Annotated in this window: 18 protein-coding genes, 1 tRNA gene and 1 riboswitch; of the genes, 10 read left to right on the top strand and 9 right to left on the bottom strand. The window is 45.9% G+C overall.

All coding sequences use genetic code 11. The features are described 5' to 3' along the window. Positions 1–32: 32 nt before the first annotated feature. The 3 genes from NLX82_RS16760 to NLX82_RS16750 all read left to right on the top strand — a co-directional run bounded on the left by NLX82_RS16760 (position 33) and on the right by NLX82_RS16750 (position 2,577). Complete coding sequence (locus NLX82_RS16760) at positions 33–1,091, top strand: GerMN domain-containing protein (RefSeq protein WP_023990027.1); 1,059 nt, start codon at positions 33–35, stop codon at positions 1,089–1,091. A 92-nt stretch (positions 1,092–1,183) separates the two neighbouring features. After that, the gene (gene rph / locus NLX82_RS16755; RefSeq protein ID WP_013311675.1) at positions 1,184–1,945 is read left to right on the top strand and encodes a ribonuclease PH; all 762 of its coding nucleotides are present in this window, start codon (positions 1,184–1,186) and stop codon (positions 1,943–1,945) included. Beyond that, positions 1,945–2,577: an XTP/dITP diphosphatase gene (locus tag NLX82_RS16750; protein WP_254348667.1), complete on the top strand. Its 633-nt coding sequence runs from the start codon at positions 1,945–1,947 to the stop codon at positions 2,575–2,577. Before rph ends, NLX82_RS16750 begins: the two co-directional genes overlap by 1 nt. 170 nt (positions 2,578–2,747) lie before the next feature. On the opposite strand, the gene asnB is transcribed toward NLX82_RS16750, so the two are convergent. Next, positions 2,748–4,592 carry an asparagine synthase (glutamine-hydrolyzing) gene (gene asnB / locus NLX82_RS16745; protein WP_254348665.1) on the bottom strand — a complete coding sequence of 615 codons (1,845 nt, stop codon included), beginning with the start codon at positions 4,590–4,592 and terminating at the stop codon, positions 2,748–2,750. Positions 4,593–4,755: 163 nt separating this feature from the next. On the opposite strand from asnB, the gene NLX82_RS16740 reads away from it, so the two are divergent. Continuing rightward, positions 4,756–5,115, top strand: a complete 360-nt coding sequence (locus NLX82_RS16740) for a hypothetical protein (protein WP_028541533.1) — start codon at positions 4,756–4,758, stop codon at positions 5,113–5,115. Between the two features lie 319 nt (positions 5,116–5,434). Here the strand turns inward: NLX82_RS16740 and NLX82_RS16735 are convergent, their stop codons facing one another. Beyond that, positions 5,435–5,728, bottom strand: coding sequence for a magnetosome magnetite crystal formation protein family (locus tag NLX82_RS16735; RefSeq protein WP_016324668.1), 294 nt, complete (start codon positions 5,726–5,728; stop codon positions 5,435–5,437). A gap of 174 nt (positions 5,729–5,902) precedes the next feature. Between NLX82_RS16735 and NLX82_RS16730 the strand changes: the two genes are divergently transcribed. Next, a tRNA-Arg gene (locus NLX82_RS16730) sits at positions 5,903–5,976 on the top strand. Between the two features lie 127 nt (positions 5,977–6,103). On the opposite strand, the gene NLX82_RS16725 is transcribed toward NLX82_RS16730, so the two are convergent. Continuing rightward, positions 6,104–6,712: a TetR family transcriptional regulator gene (locus tag NLX82_RS16725; RefSeq protein ID WP_069080426.1), complete on the bottom strand. Its 609-nt coding sequence runs from the start codon at positions 6,710–6,712 to the stop codon at positions 6,104–6,106. Positions 6,713–6,903: 191 nt separating this feature from the next. Here NLX82_RS16725 and NLX82_RS16720 point away from each other — a divergent pair, with 191 nt between their 5' ends. Beyond that, complete coding sequence (locus NLX82_RS16720; protein WP_023990023.1) at positions 6,904–7,878, top strand: nitronate monooxygenase; 975 nt, start codon at positions 6,904–6,906, stop codon at positions 7,876–7,878. A gap of 95 nt (positions 7,879–7,973) precedes the next feature. Here the strand turns inward: NLX82_RS16720 and NLX82_RS16715 are convergent, their stop codons facing one another. After that, entirely contained in the window at positions 7,974–9,317 is a 1,344-nt protein-coding gene (locus tag NLX82_RS16715; protein ID WP_013311670.1) for a 6-phospho-beta-glucosidase, read from the bottom strand. A gap of 185 nt (positions 9,318–9,502) precedes the next feature. Between NLX82_RS16715 and NLX82_RS16710 the strand changes: the two genes are divergently transcribed. From NLX82_RS16710 to NLX82_RS16700, 3 genes are all read left to right on the top strand, one after another. Beyond that, positions 9,503–10,477: a LacI family DNA-binding transcriptional regulator gene (locus tag NLX82_RS16710; protein ID WP_254348663.1), complete on the top strand. Its 975-nt coding sequence runs from the start codon at positions 9,503–9,505 to the stop codon at positions 10,475–10,477. 158 nt (positions 10,478–10,635) lie between these two features. Next, positions 10,636–12,054, top strand: a complete 1,419-nt coding sequence (locus NLX82_RS16705) for a helix-turn-helix domain-containing protein (RefSeq protein ID WP_254348661.1) — start codon at positions 10,636–10,638, stop codon at positions 12,052–12,054. A gap of 392 nt (positions 12,055–12,446) precedes the next feature. After that, complete coding sequence (locus NLX82_RS16700) at positions 12,447–12,614, top strand: aspartyl-phosphate phosphatase Spo0E family protein (protein WP_071558335.1); 168 nt, start codon at positions 12,447–12,449, stop codon at positions 12,612–12,614. On the opposite strand, the gene thiE is transcribed toward NLX82_RS16700, so the two are convergent. From thiE to NLX82_RS16675, 5 genes are all read right to left on the bottom strand, one after another. Continuing rightward, a complete protein-coding gene (gene thiE, locus NLX82_RS16695) occupies positions 12,559–13,272 on the bottom strand; it encodes a thiamine phosphate synthase (protein WP_254348655.1) in 714 nt (237 codons plus the stop codon). The two genes, NLX82_RS16700 and thiE, sit on opposite strands and share 56 nt — an antisense overlap. Continuing rightward, positions 13,269–14,099 (bottom strand): bifunctional hydroxymethylpyrimidine kinase/phosphomethylpyrimidine kinase, encoded by an 831-nt coding sequence (thiD, locus tag NLX82_RS16690; RefSeq protein ID WP_254348653.1) that lies wholly within the window; start codon positions 14,097–14,099, stop codon positions 13,269–13,271. The genes thiE and thiD overlap by 4 nt, the downstream gene beginning before the upstream one ends. After that, positions 14,096–14,938 (bottom strand): hydroxyethylthiazole kinase, encoded by an 843-nt coding sequence (gene thiM / locus NLX82_RS16685; protein ID WP_254348651.1) that lies wholly within the window; start codon positions 14,936–14,938, stop codon positions 14,096–14,098. Before thiM ends, thiD begins: the two co-directional genes overlap by 4 nt. Before the next feature lie 73 nt (positions 14,939–15,011). Next, positions 15,012–15,701 (bottom strand): thiaminase II, encoded by a 690-nt coding sequence (gene tenA, locus NLX82_RS16680; RefSeq protein ID WP_254348649.1) that lies wholly within the window; start codon positions 15,699–15,701, stop codon positions 15,012–15,014. A 136-nt stretch (positions 15,702–15,837) separates the two neighbouring features. Beyond that, a riboswitch (TPP riboswitch) is annotated at positions 15,838–15,940 on the bottom strand. 92 nt (positions 15,941–16,032) lie between these two features. After that, positions 16,033–17,754, bottom strand: a complete 1,722-nt coding sequence (locus NLX82_RS16675) for an NAD-dependent malic enzyme (protein ID WP_023990014.1) — start codon at positions 17,752–17,754, stop codon at positions 16,033–16,035. A gap of 505 nt (positions 17,755–18,259) precedes the next feature. Between NLX82_RS16675 and NLX82_RS16670 the strand changes: the two genes are divergently transcribed. After that, positions 18,260–19,381, top strand: coding sequence for a glycosyltransferase (locus NLX82_RS16670; RefSeq protein WP_028541542.1), 1,122 nt, complete (start codon positions 18,260–18,262; stop codon positions 19,379–19,381). Position 19,382: the final 1 nt, after the last annotated feature.

The raw sequence follows: 19,382 nt of genomic DNA, 5'->3' as shown, positions 1-19,382 counted from the left end.
CTGTACAAAATTGTTAGGGAGGAACTTCACTTATGAATATAAAACACCCATGGCGTATGACCTCTGTAGCTGGACTGCTATCCCTACCCCTGTTGTTGTCGGGCTGCAGCCTTTTCGGCAACGAATCGGCATCCATTGACCCCCCGCCGTCCACGACAGAGCAGTCCATGATTAAGGCTGTAACCGGAAAAGCACCTGCCAGTACAGGTCAACTGAGAGCTGTTTTTTTGCAAGATCATAACGGTTTGCTGGCCCCGGTATCTTTACCGATTGCTACAGGTGATGTGCAGGCAGATGCCAAGTCAGCGCTGGAAACATTGGTTGAGGGCGGGCCGTATGCTGGATTATTACCAGAGGGATTTAAAGGTGTAATACCCCAGGGTACAGAAGTGAAAAGTGTGACGGTGGACAAGAACAACAAGCTGGCTGTTGTCGAGTTCAATAAATCTTTCGCCAACTATAAGCCACAGGAAGAACGAAAATTAATGGAGAGTTTGACCTGGACCCTGACCGACCGTCCCGATATTGAGAGCGTACAGATCTGGGTGGATGGCAAGAAACTGAACGAAATGCCTGTTGGCGGCACACCGCTGGATCATCCATTGACGCGTGCAGTAGGTATTAATTTGGAAATTGGTCATGGCGTGACACCCCTGGATTCCAGTCCAGTCACCGTGTATTTCTCTTCTTCTTCTCCTGCTGGAGTTCAATACTATGTACCTGTAACACGGTTGGTTAGCCCTGAGAAAGATCGTGTCCAGTCAGCGCTGCATCAATTGATTCAAGGGCCGCAGACCAAGGATGGGCTACAAGAAGTGATGACAGGGGAGACGGCGCTGAAATCGGTAGAACGCTCCAAAGACAACGTAATTACGGTATCTCTTTCAGATGATATGTTTGCTAAGGGAGAAGCCGTGCCTGCTGAATTTTTGGAATCGGTTGTGCTGACAGCGGCAGACAATTCAGATGATGCGGTCAAAACAAAAATTCGGATTGAACTAAATGGTGAAAAAAGCGTGATTGGACAAAATAATCAAAATTATGGAGAGCCTGTAGCCAAGCCGCAACATATTAACGAAATCCCTCTTTAAGGGCGGGAATCGTCCTTGGGGTGCTTTTGCCTGCACACTTTGGTAAAATAAACATATAAGAACAGGTTGCATACGACGTAGGAGGAAAAAGCATGAGTAGATCTAACGGACGAAACGGTGATGAGCTGCGCCCGATGAAATTGACAGCAGGAGTAAATAAATACGCGGAGGGCTCTGTTTTTATAGAGGTTGGCGAGACGAAAGTCATTTGCACGGCTACTGTAGAAGAACGCGTACCACCCTTTATGAAGGGACAAGGAAAAGGCTGGGTAACCGCAGAGTATTCCATGCTTCCGCGTGCGACTCATAGCCGTAATCAGCGTGAAGCTGCGCGTGGCAAGCTGACAGGCCGTACCATGGAAATTCAGCGTCTGATTGGAAGAGCGTTGCGTTCGGTGGTCAATTTGCAGGCGCTTGGTGAACGGACGATTACGTTGGATTGTGACGTCATTCAGGCGGACGGCGGAACACGCACAACCTCAATTACCGGTTCTTTCGTAGCGTTGGCGATTGCGGTCAATAAAATTGCCACCCAGCACAAGCTGCCTGTTTTTCCAATTACCGATTTCCTGGCTTCCGTCAGCGTAGGGGTTGTTGGTGAAAAAGCATTGCTGGATCTGAACTATGAAGAGGATTCCAAGGCCAAAGTGGACATGAATCTTGTCATGACTGGCAGCGGAAAATATGTTGAGCTGCAAGGTACAGGTGAAGAAAGCCCATTTGACCGTAACGAATTGGATCAACTGCTTAGCTTGGGCGAACAAGGGATTCTGCAAATGATTGAGCGCCAAAAAGAAGTGCTTGGACCGATTGCTGATAAGATCGGTGCTGGACGTACAGGAGCTGGCGCCTAATGCGGCTGGATGGCCCGGTCGTCATTGTCGCTACGAAAAATAAAGGAAAGGTGCGGGAATTCGCGCATGCCTTTGCGCCGTTTGGCAAGGAAGTCAGAAGCATGTACGATTATCCCGACATTCCTGATGTCGTTGAAGATGGCAAAACCTTTGCCGAAAATGCACTGAAAAAAGCTAAAGCGGTTGGAGATGTGCTCGGATTGCCCGTACTGGCCGATGATTCCGGCCTCTGTGTGGACTTGCTGGACGGTGCACCGGGGGTATACTCTGCCCGTTATGCTGGAGAAGGTGCCAGCGATCACGAAAACAATATTAAGCTGCTCGACGTTCTGGAATCGAAGCAGCTGGGTGATGATACGGGACAGCCTTTGCTAAGCCCGGCTCAATTCGTCTGTACCTTGATTCTATATAATCCGCAGACTGGCGAGACGTTGGAATCGACAGGCTCCGTGGAGGGCTGGATTACTACTGAAACCGCCGGCAGCGGCGGGTTTGGGTATGATCCACTGTTTTATTTGCTAGAGTTTGAAAAGACAATGGCCGAGCTAACGTTGGAACAAAAGCAGGCTATCAGTCACCGAGGGATAGCTCTGCGTGATTTGGCAACAAAGCTGGGTAATCCACAGGCATAGCTTGGTAACAGGGGAGAAATCATCCCCCCATTCACATAACGAAAAAAAAGGCTATCCGTCAGTCATGAGCTGCGGATAGCCTTTTTGGTACTTTCTGTTCCCCATATAGTACACAGCGAAAAATTGCCGCTGCCGCTTAGAAGCTCTATTGCTCCAGCATTCAGTGTAGCTTATCGAATAGCTACCTTGTAAGTGCGCAACCAGTTATCCACTTGAGCCAAGTAGGCAAACAACTGGGGACCCGACATCAGCTGACCAAACCAAGGCAGATTGGTGGATGCCTCCGGTGAGGCGGCAATATCGCGTACCTTTTGCGCATCGATCAGCTTGAGCAGTGGGGAAGAGGAATCATCCAGCAGCTGCAACGCCTGCTTTTTCACAGCCTCAAGATAGGAAGGGTTATGCGTTTTGGGATATGGGCTTTTTTTGCGATACAGCACATCATCCGGCAATACGCCCTCCAGCGACTTGCGCAAAATACCTTTTTCACGTCCGCCTGTCATCTTGATACTCCACGGAATGTTCCATACATATTGTACCAGTCGATGATCGCAATACGGCACCCGCACTTCGAGTCCGGCTCCCATACTCATCCGATCCTTGCGATCCAGTAGAGTAGGCATAAAGCGGGTGATGTTCAAATAGGACATGACGCGCATTTGCGCAGCTTTTCCTGTTTCCCCCGGTAGCTTCGGCACTTCTCCTACCGCGTCTGAGTAGCGATCGTTCAAATACTCCAGCGGCTTGATCCAGTCCCGTACCTCGGGAGACAACAGACTGGCTCTCATATCGGGTGCAACTGCCCACGGGAATGTACCCGAATTCAGCATATCTTCCCGGTGGAACCAAGGATATCCGCCAAAAACTTCATCCGCAGCCTCGCCGGAAATAGCGACCGTGGCTCCTTTTTTAATCTCCCGGCAAAAGAGATACAGCGACGAATCCACGTCCGCCATGCCGGGTAAATCCCGCGTTAGTGTGGAGTTGTTCAGAGCTGCTACGACTTCTGGCGTATCGAATTCAATCCAGTGATGATTTGTCCCTAATTCATCCACCATCCGCTGAATCCAGGGGGCATCGGCTCCGGGTTGAAACGCATGGGCTTTAAAATGCTTGTCGTTATCCACATAATCCACCGAATACGTATGAACTTGTCCTTGCCCGGTACGGTTGTAATAATCGACAGCTAATGCGGATAGAGCGCTTGAATCCAGCCCGCCAGACAATAAGGTGCACACTGGAACATCCGAAATGAGCTGCCGCTCCACCGTATCCAGCAACAGTTCTCGTACCTTGAGCGCCGTTTCTTCGGTGTTATCCTCATGCGCAATGCTTTCCAACTTCCAGTAGGCTTGAATGCGCACGCCGTCGCGGGTGTAGGTTAGCGTATGCCCGGGACGTAGCTCCTTCATGGACGAATAGACGCCGTGTCCGGGGGTACGTGCAGGCCCAATGATAAAAATTTCGGCCAATCCCTCGGCGTCCACTGCTGCTTCTACTGCTGGATGCTGAAGCAGTGCTTTGGGTTCTGAGCCAAATACGAATACTTCTTCGGTCTGGCTATAAAATAACGGCTTCACTCCCAGCCGATCCCGTGCCAGAAATACCTGCTCCCGCTCGCTATCCCAGACCGCAAACGCAAAAATGCCGTTTAACCGATCTACACATTCGGGGCCCCATTCGATATAGGATTCGAGCAGCACCTCCGTGTCGCATTGTGTACGGAAAAAATGCCCGCGCTGTTGCAGCTCTTTTTTCAGCTCAGGCGCGTTATATATTTCCCCGTTATATACAATCGTATAAGTGATATCCTCCAGCTGCCGGATCATGGGCTGAGCGCCATTTTCCGGGTCCATTACGCTCAGTCTTCGGTGTCCGAAGGCACACGGGTTGGATATCCAGGTACCCGCAGCATCCGGTCCGCGATCGGAGAGCGTTTGTGTCATATTCAGCAGCAGCTCAGATTGATGCATTAAGTCTCCGTTCCACTGTATGAAACCTGTAATTCCGCACATGTCTGTTCATCCTCTCTTTGTCGTGTTCATCCAGTGTTGGAATGAATCAAAAACTAAATCCCCAGTTCATCAGTATATATGCCGAAAAGAAGCATAAAATGTCTGTCCGTTCCGAAAACTACAGATGGGGAAACCCGTCTACTCGCAAGGAAGGAGGGAGACCATGTACTACATCAAGGATGCCAAAATACGCCGCTTCACTGAACTTGACGGAGTGCGCTGCGCTGAGGTAGAGGTGCGGCCCGGTGCCGCAGATGACCCGGAATTGCTGGTCTATATCACGGCCAGGGATCAGACGGATGGTCAGCATGACTATGACATGGTACGGATCATCCGCAATGACGCCGATCTGGAGCTGGATTGGTACGACAATAATCTGCATTCGGCATTTGAGGAAGTGACAGACAAGGCTTTTACCGACTCTACACACATTACTGCTGGTGAGGAGCGAGAGAAGTTTAAAAAAGAATTGCTCTCCTATGGGCAGCTCAGTACAGAGTTCGCCAAGGAGTTCGGGGCATGAGGATATGGTGTGCTATGCCTCGGCTTTTGTTGATTTGGGCTCCGGCGCCATCGCCGGATCAGCGTGAAAGGAGGGGGAAATCATAGACGGCAAAGCGAAGTATAAGAAAAACAAAGGCAGCAGTTATATTCATAACAATGAGTTCGCGGAAGAAGTGCTGGAGAAAAACGTAAGACATGAAGTACGGAAAAGTCCTAAACGCTTTGGGAATAAATAAGCAGCCATTGAACTAAATAGCAACAGCAACTCATCAAAAATGACCCTAAAGAAGCCTCCGTATCCCGCCAAATTTGCGGTATGCAGGAGGCTTCTTTTTGAACTAAGCCGCTTCACGCAGCGTCATGATCCCTTTGTAGATGTTATAAACAAAAACCCCGAGATAGACCACTACGAATAGCAGTACAAACCCGATCACTGAACCTGCATGATTCGCCGTAATAATAAAATACACTAGCGGAATTGCCGCAATAATGGGGAAAATATGCGATAAAATAGCCTTTTTTGCATGTCCCTGAACATATTCGTCCCGTACTGCAATCCACACAATGACAGGTACTAGAAAAGGTGCGAAGAAAATGCTGAAATAACAAAGTGACGACAAAAGACCTCTCACGGATTAACCCCTCCTTTATGCATGGTTCTTTGTACATAATACCCCGTTAGCGTCCAAATGATTCCTTTTGCAGCCAGCTTCCCTGTATCATAAAAAAATGCTTTTGACAGTTGGCCGAATTGTGATATAATAATCAATGCGCTGAATACATAAGGTTTTATTGATCACCATCTTGTCCCAGTAGCTCAGCTGGATAGAGCAACGGCCTTCTAAGCCGTCGGTCGGGGGTTCGAATCCCTCCTGGGACGTATAGCAAAAAGCTTCCTACATGTAGGAAGCTTTTTTGTTTTTCAGTGCTGCCAAAGCGCTGCGCTACGATACCTGCGCACATGGTGGATTTTATCCGGTGAAGCTAATGGAGAGGGTATTCCATGTTCATGGAGCTTGAAAAAAGGTATGATGCATTCCAAATTTGATATTATCCATAATAATATTTGCCACATCCTTTGGAGTCATATTTGGTGAATATTCATACCACCATTTAACCGTTGTCATTGCAGATGCTGCAAACAAACGAGTTAATAACTCCTGCTTTTCTGAAAGTTCCTTCTTCGTAATTTCTGTTCCATTGCTATTTTCACGAAGACATTCCCCGGTTCTCCTTTCAAATATGCGTGTCATATCTTCATAGACATATAACTCCATATTTTTATTCCACAATATAAGGTACCAATCTTTATGATCATACATAAATTGGAGTTGTTTTCTTAAAGCATTCAAGGATTCGATGTCATTATTCTCCAGATTAAAAGATGCTAGATTAATATTGTTTGAAAGTTCTTCTAATGTTGATTTTACCAATGATTCTCTTAGCTGATATTTATCTTCATAATATTTGTAGAATGTAGAACGATTAATTCTTGCAGTTGTAGTAATATCTTTTACGGAAATAGATGAAAAGTTTTTTTGACTAATACATTTAGCAAACCCATGTTTTATATTTTCAAGTGTTTTCACAACACGTAAGTCTGTTATCTCATTCAATATGTGTCACACTCCAATTCACTAATTCTACATATTAAAAACAACAAAAGCTATCAGAACTGTTGTTTAAGCAACATTCAGGGTAAGCCTTACTGATATTCTGGATCTTTTTTCTTTATTATAATCTTAATATAAAAGAATATTTGTATAAATGGTATCCATTTTGTTCAATATGAAAAGGAGAATTTTTTATGTCTAACAATCGTTTATGTAAAGTTTTAGGAATTGAAAAACCAATTATTCAAGGACCTATGGCTTGGGTTTCAACAGCACCATTAGTTGCAGCAGTTTCTGAAAGTGGAGGTCTTGGTGTATTAGGAGTAGGATTTGCTCCTTTAGATTTTATTAGGGACCAGATTATTGCTACAAGAAATCTTACGAGTAAACCGTTTGGAATCAATGTAATTATGAACTCTGAATTATTAGATCATGTAACTAAAGTTGCTTCGGAGGAAAAACCACCAGTAATATATGCAGATACGCTAGTGGGACTTGATTTTGAGTTATCCCGAAAATACTTTTCTATATGGCATGAATTAGGAATAAAAGTAATCGTAAAAGCAAGTACAATTCAAGATGCAATGACTGCGGAGAAGGCGGGGGCTGATGCAGTTATTGTAAAAGGCTGGGAAGGTGGCGGACATACTACTTATGAAGCAACAACGGTTCTTGTTCCACAAGCAGCGAACTGCTTATCTGTACCAGTGATAGCCTCTGGCGGTATTGCAGATGGAAGAGGAATGGCAGCAGCTATCGCTCTTGGTGCTGAAGGCATTGAAATGGGAACCATTTTTATGTGCGCAGAGGAAACAGTAGTACATGCAAATGTAAAAGATGCCATGTTAAAAGCTGGTGACATGGAGACTGTGATAACAGGATATTCTACTGATGAGCCATGCAGACAATTGAAGAACAAGCTTTCAGAGGAAATGACGGAAATTGAAAACAATTACAGCAAAAAAGAAGCAGCAGTAAAACTAAAAGAAGTTGCTGAAAGTTCTTTGAAAAAGGCGATGCTGGAAGGCGACGTTGAAGAGAAGGGCGCTGTTATGGTGGGACAAATAGTACCACTAATAACTGAGATTAAGAGTGTAAAAGATATCATAAATGATGTATTAGAAGGATACCATGAAACAATATCTAAGATGACTAAGTTTGAAGTTTAAAAGTTAATGTCATTATAAACGGCCGTGATCCCAACCGAAATGAGGGAGACGACCGTTTTTTCATACGTCCAGCATGAACAATCTGTTTTATAAATTTATACCGTCGCCTTCTCCTTATGAGCAAAGAATTGAGGTAGATGCTCTTTGTGTGCTTCCAGCAATTCATCCAGTACGGTTTGAGCAATGTCCCCGCTTGGTACGAGCGGATTCAGGGTGAAGGCTTGCAGTGCTGTTGCATAGTCACCGGTGACCGCCGCTTCAATCGTCAGCTCTTCCATTGCTTTCATCACTTGCAGCAAGCCCCGCTGTGCAGGTGGGAATTTGCCAAAGTTGACAGGTTCGGCGCCATGGGCGCGAATGACACTGGTCACTTCGATGGCGCTATCATAAGGAACATCATCAATCGCACCATTGTTACGTGTACTAACCACCATCAATGTGCCTTTGTTGTTATAAATGGAATTAATGATCTCACAGGCTGCATCGCTGTAATGCGCACCGCCGCGTTTGGATAGTTCCTCTGGTTTGTAATCCAGATTCGGATCTTTATACAATTCAAACAGACTTTCTTCCAGACGTTTGACCACTTGACCCCGAGTTCCTTCGTTTTTGGCTTCCTCTAATTCTTCCTTGAGCATGTTATCCGTCATATAGTAATACCGATGGTAAGGACAAGGCAGCATTTTCAATTGACGAACTTGATCATACAGGAAGCGCATGTTCTTAATATTTTCAACGACTTTCTCTGGCTTTGCGCCCGGAGCGTACAGTCCTTCAATGACTTGCTCTGTTAATTCTGCTCCTGTTTTGTCATAAACTTTGTGCCAATGAAGGTGGTTAATACCTGCAAATTTAAAGAACAACTCTTCTTCCGGTTTGTCCAGCACAGCCGATGCACTCTTGATCGCGCCGATTGGAACATTACATAATCCAATGACTTTATCCCACTGACCATAACGAAGCACAGCTTCGGTGACCATACCCGCAGGGTTGGTAAAATTAATCAACCATGCATTCGGACACAGTTCTTTCATATCTTCGACGATACTGAGGATAACGGGTATGGTGCGAAACGCTTTGAACATTCCTCCGGCACCATTGGTCTCCTGACCGATCATGCCATGTTTTAACGGAATACTTTCATCCTTAATCCGGGCTTCCAGCAAGCCTACCCGAAATTGGGTCGTTACAAAATCGGCGTCCTTCAACGCTTCCCGACGATCCAGGGTCAAATGTACCTCACAATCAATGCCTGCGGCCTTCACCATCCGTTTGGCCATGGCGCCTACAATCTCCAGTTTTTCACGTCCTGCCTCAATATCTACCAGCCACAATTCCCGAATGGGAAGCTCTGCATAACGTTTGATGAAGCCTTCTACTAATTCTGGTGTATAACTGGAACCTCCGCCAATGGTTGCAATCTTTATGCCTTTTTTCATGGTTAGTGCCTCCTAAGTATGTTTTTTAACCGCTTTCTTAAGCACAAATTCACTGTAATCCCTGTAATGCATTACAGGTCAAGCGCTTTTAAAAAACTTATTTTGGGAAGGTGACAATTATAGGGCGGGCACTACGAACATGCTGAACACGAACATGCTAAAATAGAAAGAACGAGGTGAGAAAAATGGCGAATATTCATGAAATTGCAAAGCTGGCGGGCGTATCCTCGGCTACGGTGTCCCGTGTCATTAACAACCATCCGTATGTAAGTGAACCGACAAGACAGCGTGTGCAGGAGGTCATAGACCGACTGGATTATGTTCCTAATCTAAATGCGGTATCTTTAAAAAAAGGCATGACCAAGCTCATAGGGATTATTTCACTTTCTTTTAATGATTCATTGGGTTTATTTGTGCGTGGATTTACAATGTATGCCCAGGAGCATGGCTTTAATATAGCACTGTTTATTACGAATGGGGAGAAGGGGCGAGAACTTGAAGCGCTGGAAATGTTGCGGAGAAAGCAACTGGACGCCTTGGTCTGTATGATTCGTGTTAATGAGTGGAGTGTGATTGAGCACTATACAAAATATGGTCCGATTGTGACCTGGCAGCGTGTAAACATTGAGGCAATCCCGTCTGTATTTATGGATCAGTATCAGGGCTATACGCTGGCGTTGGAACATTTGTACGCCCGAGGATATCGGAAAATTGTGAATGTGTACGGCAGCATGCGGGGGTTGAACACAAAAGAACGCATTCGAGCTTATCATGACTTTTGCGAGAAATATGATTTGGATGCTGAGGCCTTCCCGCATTTTTATGATTTAAATTCAATAGAAGCTGGTGAACAAATAGCTCATTGGTGGGCAGAACGAGAACAAACAGATAGACCGGATGCCTTTGCCTGTTCTACCGATTATTTGGCAGCAGGTCTTTTGACTGAAGCACGGAGACTCGGTGTTTCTGTACCAAGGGATTTTGCAGTAGTAGGCTTTGATAACACCGAAATATCGCATTTGCTTGATTTAACAACGATTCATTACCCGATAGACAAGCAAGCGGAGAATGCGTTTATTATGATTTGCAATGCCCTTGAAGGGCTGGATGAAACGATACATCATCTGGAATTCAAATTAGTAGAACGAGCGACCACCTGATTCCAAAAGGGACTTCATGTTAGTGGTTATTAATTACCATATTCAAGTTTATATAGTAGGAATAATGGAAGAAAAATGTTGACACATGTTAATAATTGGTGAATAATTTGAGGTGAAAGTATAAAATTTGGATTTTTTGTATGAAGGGTGGTTATGACTTGGGACATACACCTACGATTTTGGCGAAGTTAGAGGATTATTTAGGGGAAAATAATTTGACGCTGGCACAATTTGCCGAACATTCAGGTGTTCATCAAAGAACACTTAATAATTGGATTGCCAAGCATCGTCCTGTTGCGATACATCAGCTAGATCGAATCACTTGGGCTATGGGACTACCAGAGGGTTTTTTTTACGAACTATACATAGATAACTACATCATTGAGCGCTCCCCGGATTGGAGGCGAATTGAGCCGTTGTTGTTTCGCTGTGCGGAACTGGACAAGTTGGATGCTATCCAGCTTGTAGTGGGACATATTATGGACAATCTTCTATATTCCCCAAAGTTATTTGATGCAGCAGAAAAATTATTCGCACAAGGTCAGCACAATGCTGCATTGTTGCTCTACGAAGGGATTGCGGAAGGCGAGAAGTACCAGCATTCTGAACGTTTGGCTATCTGTCAGTATCGTCTGTTTACCATTCAGGTGGGTAACAATCAGATCCGAAATCTCAAGGCGGCTACACGATTTGAACCCTTTGTCGAACGTCTGAATGAAATAGATCAACTCGATGCGTTAAAAGATTTGGCGAATGTGTATCGTTCTCTGCGTGAATGGGACAAGCTCGATGCAACTGCTCGAAAAATGAGAGCCAAAGCGGAGATCCAATATTCTTTGAAACATCAACAGAAAAAGCGAGAGTGGGAGGAGTCTGAAAAGAGGCTGAGTCGCCCGATGTTTGTGTACATTACCTATGCTGATTTACTGTGTGCGAGTGTCTGTGAAGCCCAAGGCGATTATCAGCAAGCATTACAATTTACAAATGCCTACGCAGATTTAGATTGGGTGATCGAGACAGACCAGAAAACTCAACACTGGGTCAACTTGTTCAAGCATTGGGCAGAAGGTAATACTTATGTAAATAAACTCCTATCTGGAGATACGAATGTGCTTCCTGATTATGTTGAATATATTGCATCCACATCAATCACTACCGAGAATGAAAAGCTATCCAAGTTGCTGAACGTTATGATAGCTGCTAACCGATATGCAATAGATATTAATGATGTCCTTTCACGTTTTGAAGTGGAGATTAATTCTTTTGCTCTGCTATCACAATCTACTGATATGTACACCCAACAAGTGATGCCGGATTATTTTGCATGGTTTGGTTACGAACTGGCTTATTACTATTTAAGACGGGGAATGTACAATGATGGCTTTAAACACTTAATATATGCATTGGTAAAAGCCCATATACTAAATAATGAGACTTATTTCATAAACTGTACAGGACTTTTTGCACATTTCCAAGCACATGCGCTTCCCGAAACAAGGGAAGAGTATTTCAAACTATTAGAAAAGGTGTGGTTAGACAATGTTGAAAAAAATGATTCTGCTGGTCATCGCAGCTAGCTTCTTGTTTATTTTAGCAATGCCTGTTCAGTCGCATAACCAAAATCAAAGAATAACGCCTCACGTACAAATTGGAGGTGCTTAAACGGCTAGAAACAAAGACAATTCTCACCGACTAGTTCAAGTTTGGGGAGTTCAGCGACTATTAGAGAGCCAACAAAATAAGGTTAATCTCTAGGTCAGAATTGGCATGTATGCTCTGTATTCATTGGATCTTTTTATGAAAAGGGCCTCTGTTCCACTTAATTAGTGGAAACGGAGGCTCTTTTAACGTGGATTTAGGGGCATCTTTGTTTATGCAAACTTTTGGGATGTTCTTTTTTTGTTAGGCGCATCATTCGAAAATCCAAAAAACGTCTTTTTGTCATAAAATATGACATATAGGAGGGATCATGCTGATGAACCAAGGTGTGACTTTACTTTGTGTCGAACGAGCTAGGAAGAAACTGTACCAGGTCCAGAAAAAGTATGGATTTTTAACACATCCCAAAGTAATAGAACAATCTAAAAAGCTGGATGATCTGTTGAATCATTATCAAACATGTAGATCGGATCATTGAGAAATGATACCATATTTTTCTTTAATTCCTTGACCGCACCTCTAATCTGTTCTGACTGTGTCACGGCTGAAATCACCGCCACACCATCTGCACCTGCACGTGCGACTTCCTCAACACGGTCCACTGTAATACCTCCGATCCCAACAATCGGCACATCAATTCCCGCTTTACGCATCTCATATAAAATTGCCGGTCCCTGTACGGCATGGGCATCATCTTTCGAGATGGTGGGATAGATGGGTCCGACGCCGAAATAATCAGCACCTTGCAGGATGGCTCGACGTGCTTCCTCAATGGTATGGGCAGAGACGCCTAGAATTCGATTTCCGATTCGCTCGCGGACGGATTCGGCGGATTCATCGTCCTGACCGATGTGAACACCGTCGGCGTCGAGTTCAAGAGCCAGCTCCACATCGTCATTGATGATGAAGGGGACACCAGCGTGACGGCACAGTTCCTGTAGCTGGCGCGCAAGTTCGAACATAGGAACGCCCGTTAACGCGCCGTGGCCCTTTTCTCGAAACTGGACCATGGTTGCGCCGCCAGCCACAGCCTCTTGCACGACCCAACCTGGTTCAGCGAGGCAGTTCACGCTTCCAAGAACCAGATACATCTGTAAATGCTGACGCATCATCTGTGGCAATATTCTGCTGCTCATCGGAGTACCTCCTGACGACGGCGGTAGGCCCAATGATTGGTTGGGCCATGTCCCTGTCCAAGGTGTAAAGTATCCTCAATCGCCGCCTGGATGAAGGCTCTACCATTCGAGATAGCTTCCAGTACAGACATTCCTTTCCCTAATTCAGCAGTTATCGCTGCCGAGAAGGTACATCCTGTTCCGTGTGTATGGACAGTCCGTACCCGCTTGCCGCTCAGCTCTGTAAAGGCGGTTCCGTCAAAGAGCAGGTCCACAATCTGTTCGCTGCTCTCGCTCTCGTCAGCGTGGCCACCCTTGATCACAACGAAATTTGGTCCCATACTGCTAATATGTCTCGCAGCCTCGCGGCGATCCTCCATCGTACGGATGCTGATCCCTGTCAGGGCTTCCGCCTCCGGGATATTCGGTGTAACGACCAGGGCTAAGGGAAACAGGTCGTCCTTCAAAGCCTGCACCGCTTCCAGTTGCAGCAGTTCAGCGCCTCCCTTGGCAATCATCACGGGATCGACGACAACCTTTTTCCAGCCGAACTTTCGAATCTGCTTGCTCACAAGACGGATGATGCCCGCATTAAACAGCATGCCAGTCTTCAGGGCATCCACTCCAAGGTCTAATCCTACAGCTTCGATCTGTTCCGCTGTTGCTTCCTGTGGCAGCGGATATACGCCGTGGACCCCTAAAGTATTCTGTACGGTAATGGCCGTAATAGCCGACATGCCGTAAACGCCAAGCTCCTGAAAGGTTTTGAGATCGGCTTGAATCCCGGCCCCGCCGCCACTGTCCGAACCGGCAATCGTCAGTGCTCTGGGTACACGAACGTCTGTCATCGCGCACCACCTGCTGTGGTTGTTCCGGCTTCACGGACAGTGACATGCCCCTCTAGCGAACCTGTATGTAGTTTGGCGAGCTCGTCGAGAAAGGCAATCTGGAAGCTGCCGGGCCCCAGCTCTGCGGTACGTGCTGCGGCTCGGGAAGCTGCTGCACCGTAAAATGCCAAGCCTGCTGTACCTGCGAGCAGCAGGTTGGGTTCAACAGCTGCAAAGGCACCTAACACAGAGGTCAGCAGGCAGCCTGCTCCGGTTACCTTCGTGAGCAGCGCGTCTCCACCGCTTATCATTCGTGCTTCGGCCCCATCGGTGATGACGTCCTCTTTTCCAGTAATGACAACCATTGTATTGAGCGTTTGAGCAGCCCGAATTGCCAGATCGACATTTCCGCTGTCAGCACTGTCACCAGCATCTACGCCTTTAATCTCACGCGCTTCTCCAACAAGATGCGCGACTTCGGCTGCATTGCCCCGCACCAATGAGATTTTGACTTCTCTCAGGATTCGCAGTGCCGATTCGGTTCTAAAGCTCGTTGCTCCCGCACCGACCGGATCTAGCAGGACCGGAACACCGTGTGCATTCGCCGATTGTCCAGCAATGATCATGGCATCCACCAGTTCGCGGTTCAGCGTACCGATGTTTAACACGATGGCTCCCGCTATTTTTGCCATGTCTGCTACTTCCTCGGGTGCATAGGCCATCACCGGGGAGGCGCCCAATGCATACAGGCCGTTGGCCGTAAAGTTAGTGACTACCACATTGGTCATATTGTGAACGAGGGGTTTGCTGTTTTGTACCTTCGTCAGGAGATCCGAATAACTTTTTTCCCATGTACTCATAATGATTATCCTCTCTATAGTTGGTGGTTCAAAGGGCATTAACTGTACTTCACGCATCGAATTGCCAGGCTGACTATTCCAAGACCGCTGCCTGTATCTGGACCGGCCATTCTTCCTGCTTATAGGCCATGTCCCAGAACTTATATTCCAGCTGGCAGCTCAGTATAAAATGCTCAATCATCCGCTCTCGCTCAGCAGCCGTTGCGCCTTCCGCCCAAGCATCTACACGTTCTCGGAACTTGAGTGTTGTATCATCAAGCTGGTCTCCATAGAAGCCCATCCATTCATAGAACGGATGGGACTCATCCGGCTTTACTTCATCCAGCAGTCTGCGACCAATCTCGGCATACGTCCACATACATGGCAGCAGCACAGCCAAGATCTCGCTCAGGCTACCCTCATGCGCAACCGTCAGCATGTGACGGATATAGTGATGAGCCGACGGAGCGAGCGGATATCCCTGCAACTCTTCATAGCTCACCCCTGCGACAGCACAGAAATTTTGATGCGGATGAACCTCGCTGTGGAGAATAAAAGAGATTTGTTCATTAAATACAGCCATGTCCTCCCGATTCGTGCATTTGGAGATTGCGATGCCGTATATCCGCATGTAGGCGTTCAAATATTCAAAGTCCTGTTTTACATAGTGAATCAGCTGTCCCCTTGTCAAACTTCCTTCAGCAATACCTCTCACAAAGGGATGCTCAAAAATCGCTTGAAAAATGCCGTCCGCCTGCCGACGGAGTTCTTGTGTAAAACTCAATTTCCCCACCTCCATTAAATTGAAGAGCAAGAAGTCCTGTAAGAATATAATTCCGGAACAACGCTAAAAAGCCGCCCCGGAAAAATGGAGCGGCTTCAACAATAGGCCCAATACGCAAAAAACGCTTGAAACCTTATATACGAAGGCTCCACTTTCCTACGCTAGTACGAACTAGATCAGGTTCAAAGGGTCCAAGATACGCTCTTGTCTCAGCCATAGTGGCTCCCCTAGTGGACTTCTATTCTTTTGACTATTACTGTACATTCGTTCATATGCTATGTCAAACATAGTGTACAAAATATTAAATTTCCTCTAGTTAGGTGTTTTGGGCTTAGTGAGGGTGATGAATTACACTTTCCACTGCTTTGACCTTGGCATATTTCGGTTTCCACATTGCATCTTGTATAGCTTGTTCCACATCTGAAATGTGCGCCTGCGCTACCTGATCCTGAATCGCGGCTTTTGCAACCGCAATCGCAACAGCGTACGAAACTTCGCGTAATTTTCGGATATGAGGGAGTAGCGCACCGCCAGGCGTATTCGAATCTACACCATTGGCAACAGCAACTGCTGCCGCTGTAAACATCGCAGGGGTAATCCTTTTGGCTTTAACCACAATCGCACCCAGACCCAGTCCCGGAAAAACAAAGGCATTGTTCGCCTGTCCAATCTCAAAATTTGTATCGTTATAGGTAACGGGCTCAAAAGGACTTCCGGTTGCGATCAGTGCTCTGCCATCTGTCCACCGGATCAAATCCTCGGGTACTGCTTCTGCAAGGTTTGTAGGATTGGACATGGGCATAATGATCGGGCGTTCTACATGCTTTGCCATCTCCTTGATGATCTCTTCAGAAAAGGCACCTGCTACACCGGAAGTTCCAATCAATATCGTAGGCTTCACCTGACGGATGACCTCCAGTAGCGGTATTTTGCCGTCACCCGACCGGGTCCATGAGCTGACTTCATCCTTTTTGCGCACATACGGTTTCTGATACTCCAATACGTCTTCCATATCTTCCGTTAACAGCCCGCGATAATCAAAGGCCCAAAAGGACTTGAATGAATCATCTACGGAAAGGCCATCCTCGATCATAGCGCCCCGAATTTGATCAGCGTTACCGATCCCTGCAGCCCCTGGGCCGAAAACAAGTATTTTTTGTTCACGCAGCGGAGTCTTGGTGACACCCACCGCCGAAAGAATCGCAGCCAGGGTCACTGCTCCTGTACCTTGTATATCATCGTTGAAGGTGAGTATGCTTTGACCGTATTTTCCTATAATATGGCGCGCATTAACGCTACCCACATCTTCCCAATGTAAAAGCGCCTTCGGGAATTGCGCTAACGTTTTGCTGATAAAAGTATCAATAAACTGGTTATAGGCTTCTCCGCGAACTCGTTTATGGCGGTTTCCGATGTACAGTGGATCATTCAGCAGCTTTTCATTATTCGTGCCTACATCCAGTACAATTGGCAGCACCCGCCCAGGATGAATGCCTGCCGCAGCCGTATATACTGCAAGCTTGCCAATAGCAATGTTAATCCCCCCGACGCCCCAGTCACCAATCCCCAAAATACTTTCGGAATCTGTCACGACAATCAGATCCACATCATGGCCGCTCAAACCAGAATTATGGAATGCTTGTCCAATACCGTTCGGGTTATCTATCGACAAATATACGCCTCCAGGGCGGTTATACTCGTGACTATATTCTTGAATCGCGGTTCCTACGGTCGGCGTGTAGACTACGGGCAGCATTTCACTCAAATGATCGGTTAGCAGCCGGTAGTAGAGTACGACATTTCGGTTGTGAAGGTCGTTGAGAGAAGCATTTTTACGCAGCATGGTGGGTTGTGCGAGAAACTGCTGATATGCCCGTACGCTCTGTTTCTCCAATGAAAGGACGGTTGGAGGAAGGATTCCTTCCAAACCCAGCTCCTTGCGTTCTTCTTCTGTAAAAGCGACACCTTTGTTCAAAAGGGGATTTGCCAACACATCCTTTCCCCGTAATGGAGTAGATAATGACCCATCGCGATTGACATAAAATGCTTCCATAGAAAGACCTTCCTTCTCTTCATTTTCATATTGTAAGAATTTCACAAAATTCGATTTCAGTCGCTCCGAAGTGCAAGATATAGACGAACTAAACCATTTCGATCTATATCTTGTTCATTGAAAGTCGCTTATCGGATTTTTGCAAAATCCTCAAGATGACATGTTGTCCATAGTATGGACGTGCGAATCTGTTTTATTCTTCTATTTATCTATGACAAAATAACCATATATTCTTCCTTCTGTTGATCTAAAAGAACTAATTTTCGATATGGATGCGCTAACTTATTCTGATGGTTTTGGTTCTAATGAATCAGGTCTAAATACTCTGTTTTTATCAAATATGAAAATCAGTTTTTCTTCTCTTATATCCTTATATATCATGGAGTGTCAGCTATTTTGTTAAGGAAATATGAAGTATTTGGACATTAATTTAACTCCTATAAGCAAACATTCTTAATTCTTTTTCAACAAAATAGAACTATTCGGAGGAAAAGGAGAGGTTTGTGTGCAGGGACCTATAGCCATTTTTAGCGATAACGACAGGGCTATTGATTATCCCAATGTGATTTGTTTTTACCAATATATACAGTGCGAGGACACGGAGGCAGCTTCAGTCTACGAGAACGCATGTTGTTGCCTGATTGATTATAGGGAGCCGGGGCAGGCGGTGCGGAAAGCCAATCAGATCCGTAGCCAATTTCCGCAAATGCCATTGTTACTGGTGACGGATGTAACAATTCCGTTCAGTGATCAGCATATGGTGCAAATCACCGGAGTAGGCCGTTTGCGCCTGCTATTTTGGCAAGCCAATGACACCGAAGAAATGCTTTCGGAAATACAAAGCTTGCTCTATCCCGAGTATTCGACCAAAAGCCAACATATTGCATTTATCTTGTCTGTATATAACGAAGAGCAACGTTTTGTTCATGTCAAAACCTTTGCTGAACGACTGCAAGCCTTTATCCGCAGCCATATTATTGAAGGTTCGATTTATCTCATTGATGATGGCAGTCACGATGGTACCAATGCCTTGATTAAAGCGCTGGAGGCAGCAACGGACTTGTCCGTAAACAGGATTAATCAGAATCTTAGCCCGCTGCTTCAAACAAGGGAATTGGGACGCAATACACGTAAGGCAGGGACGTATCTGGAAGGGATGCGGACCATAGGTGCGGATTACTACGTATTTGTGGATGCGGACGACTCCTTTTTTATTGAGGATATTGCCAGAATGATTAATGTTGTTCAGCAGGGCTATTATGATGTCGTGATCGGAACCAAGGATATGACCGCCGAGAATCGATCTTTATTGCGATCTGTTGTCAGCTTTGGTAAGCGGGTCATTTCCCGTCCTTTTTTACCAACAGGTGTGGTAGATTCGCAGACTGGGCTTAAAGTGATGAGTTCGGTTGCAGTGAAACGGATGTTTCCGCATTTAAAGGAACAGCTCGGACTGGCGCTGGATCTAGAAATGATGTTTATTGCCAAGCGACTCCAGCTTCGTGTGCTGCAATTACCCGTCAAATGTATTGACCGCGATGGATCGCACATTCATGTCTGGAAGGATTCTATTCGTTTTTTACGCTCCATCATTGATATTTGGCGACTGGATCGGCGGGTGAGATAAC

Origin of the sequence: Paenibacillus sp. A3M_27_13, from assembly GCF_024213315.1 — a bacterium.
GTDB classification, from domain to species: Bacteria; Bacillota; Bacilli; order Paenibacillales; family Paenibacillaceae; genus Paenibacillus; species Paenibacillus polymyxa_B.
Note: the sequence above shows the minus strand (reverse complement) of the source record. Positions and strands in the feature narration are given on the sequence as shown.

Bases quoted from the DNA above. Each gene is read 5' to 3' on its own strand.
- rph (WP_013311675.1), top strand. From the start codon at position 1,184: ATGAGTAGATCTAACGGACGAAACGGTGATGAGCTGCGCCCGATGAAA.
- NLX82_RS16675 (WP_023990014.1), bottom strand. From the start codon at position 17,754: ATGGAAGCATTTTATGTCAATCGCGATGGGTCATTATCTACTCCATTA.
- NLX82_RS16740 (WP_028541533.1), top strand. From the start codon at position 4,756: ATGTACTACATCAAGGATGCCAAAATACGCCGCTTCACTGAACTTGAC.
- NLX82_RS16750 (WP_254348667.1), top strand. From the start codon at position 1,945: ATGCGGCTGGATGGCCCGGTCGTCATTGTCGCTACGAAAAATAAAGGA.
- thiE (WP_254348655.1), bottom strand. From the start codon at position 13,272: ATGAGCAGCAGAATATTGCCACAGATGATGCGTCAGCATTTACAGATG.
- NLX82_RS16760 (WP_023990027.1), top strand. From the start codon at position 33: ATGAATATAAAACACCCATGGCGTATGACCTCTGTAGCTGGACTGCTA.
- NLX82_RS16700 (WP_071558335.1), top strand. From the start codon at position 12,447: ATGCTGATGAACCAAGGTGTGACTTTACTTTGTGTCGAACGAGCTAGG.
- thiD (WP_254348653.1), bottom strand. From the start codon at position 14,099: ATGACAGACGTTCGTGTACCCAGAGCACTGACGATTGCCGGTTCGGAC.
- NLX82_RS16710 (WP_254348663.1), top strand. From the start codon at position 9,503: ATGGCGAATATTCATGAAATTGCAAAGCTGGCGGGCGTATCCTCGGCT.
- NLX82_RS16715 (WP_013311670.1), bottom strand. From the start codon at position 9,317: ATGAAAAAAGGCATAAAGATTGCAACCATTGGCGGAGGTTCCAGTTAT.
- thiM (WP_254348651.1), bottom strand. From the start codon at position 14,938: ATGAGTACATGGGAAAAAAGTTATTCGGATCTCCTGACGAAGGTACAA.
- asnB (WP_254348665.1), bottom strand. From the start codon at position 4,592: ATGTGCGGAATTACAGGTTTCATACAGTGGAACGGAGACTTAATGCAT.
- NLX82_RS16720 (WP_023990023.1), top strand. From the start codon at position 6,904: ATGTCTAACAATCGTTTATGTAAAGTTTTAGGAATTGAAAAACCAATT.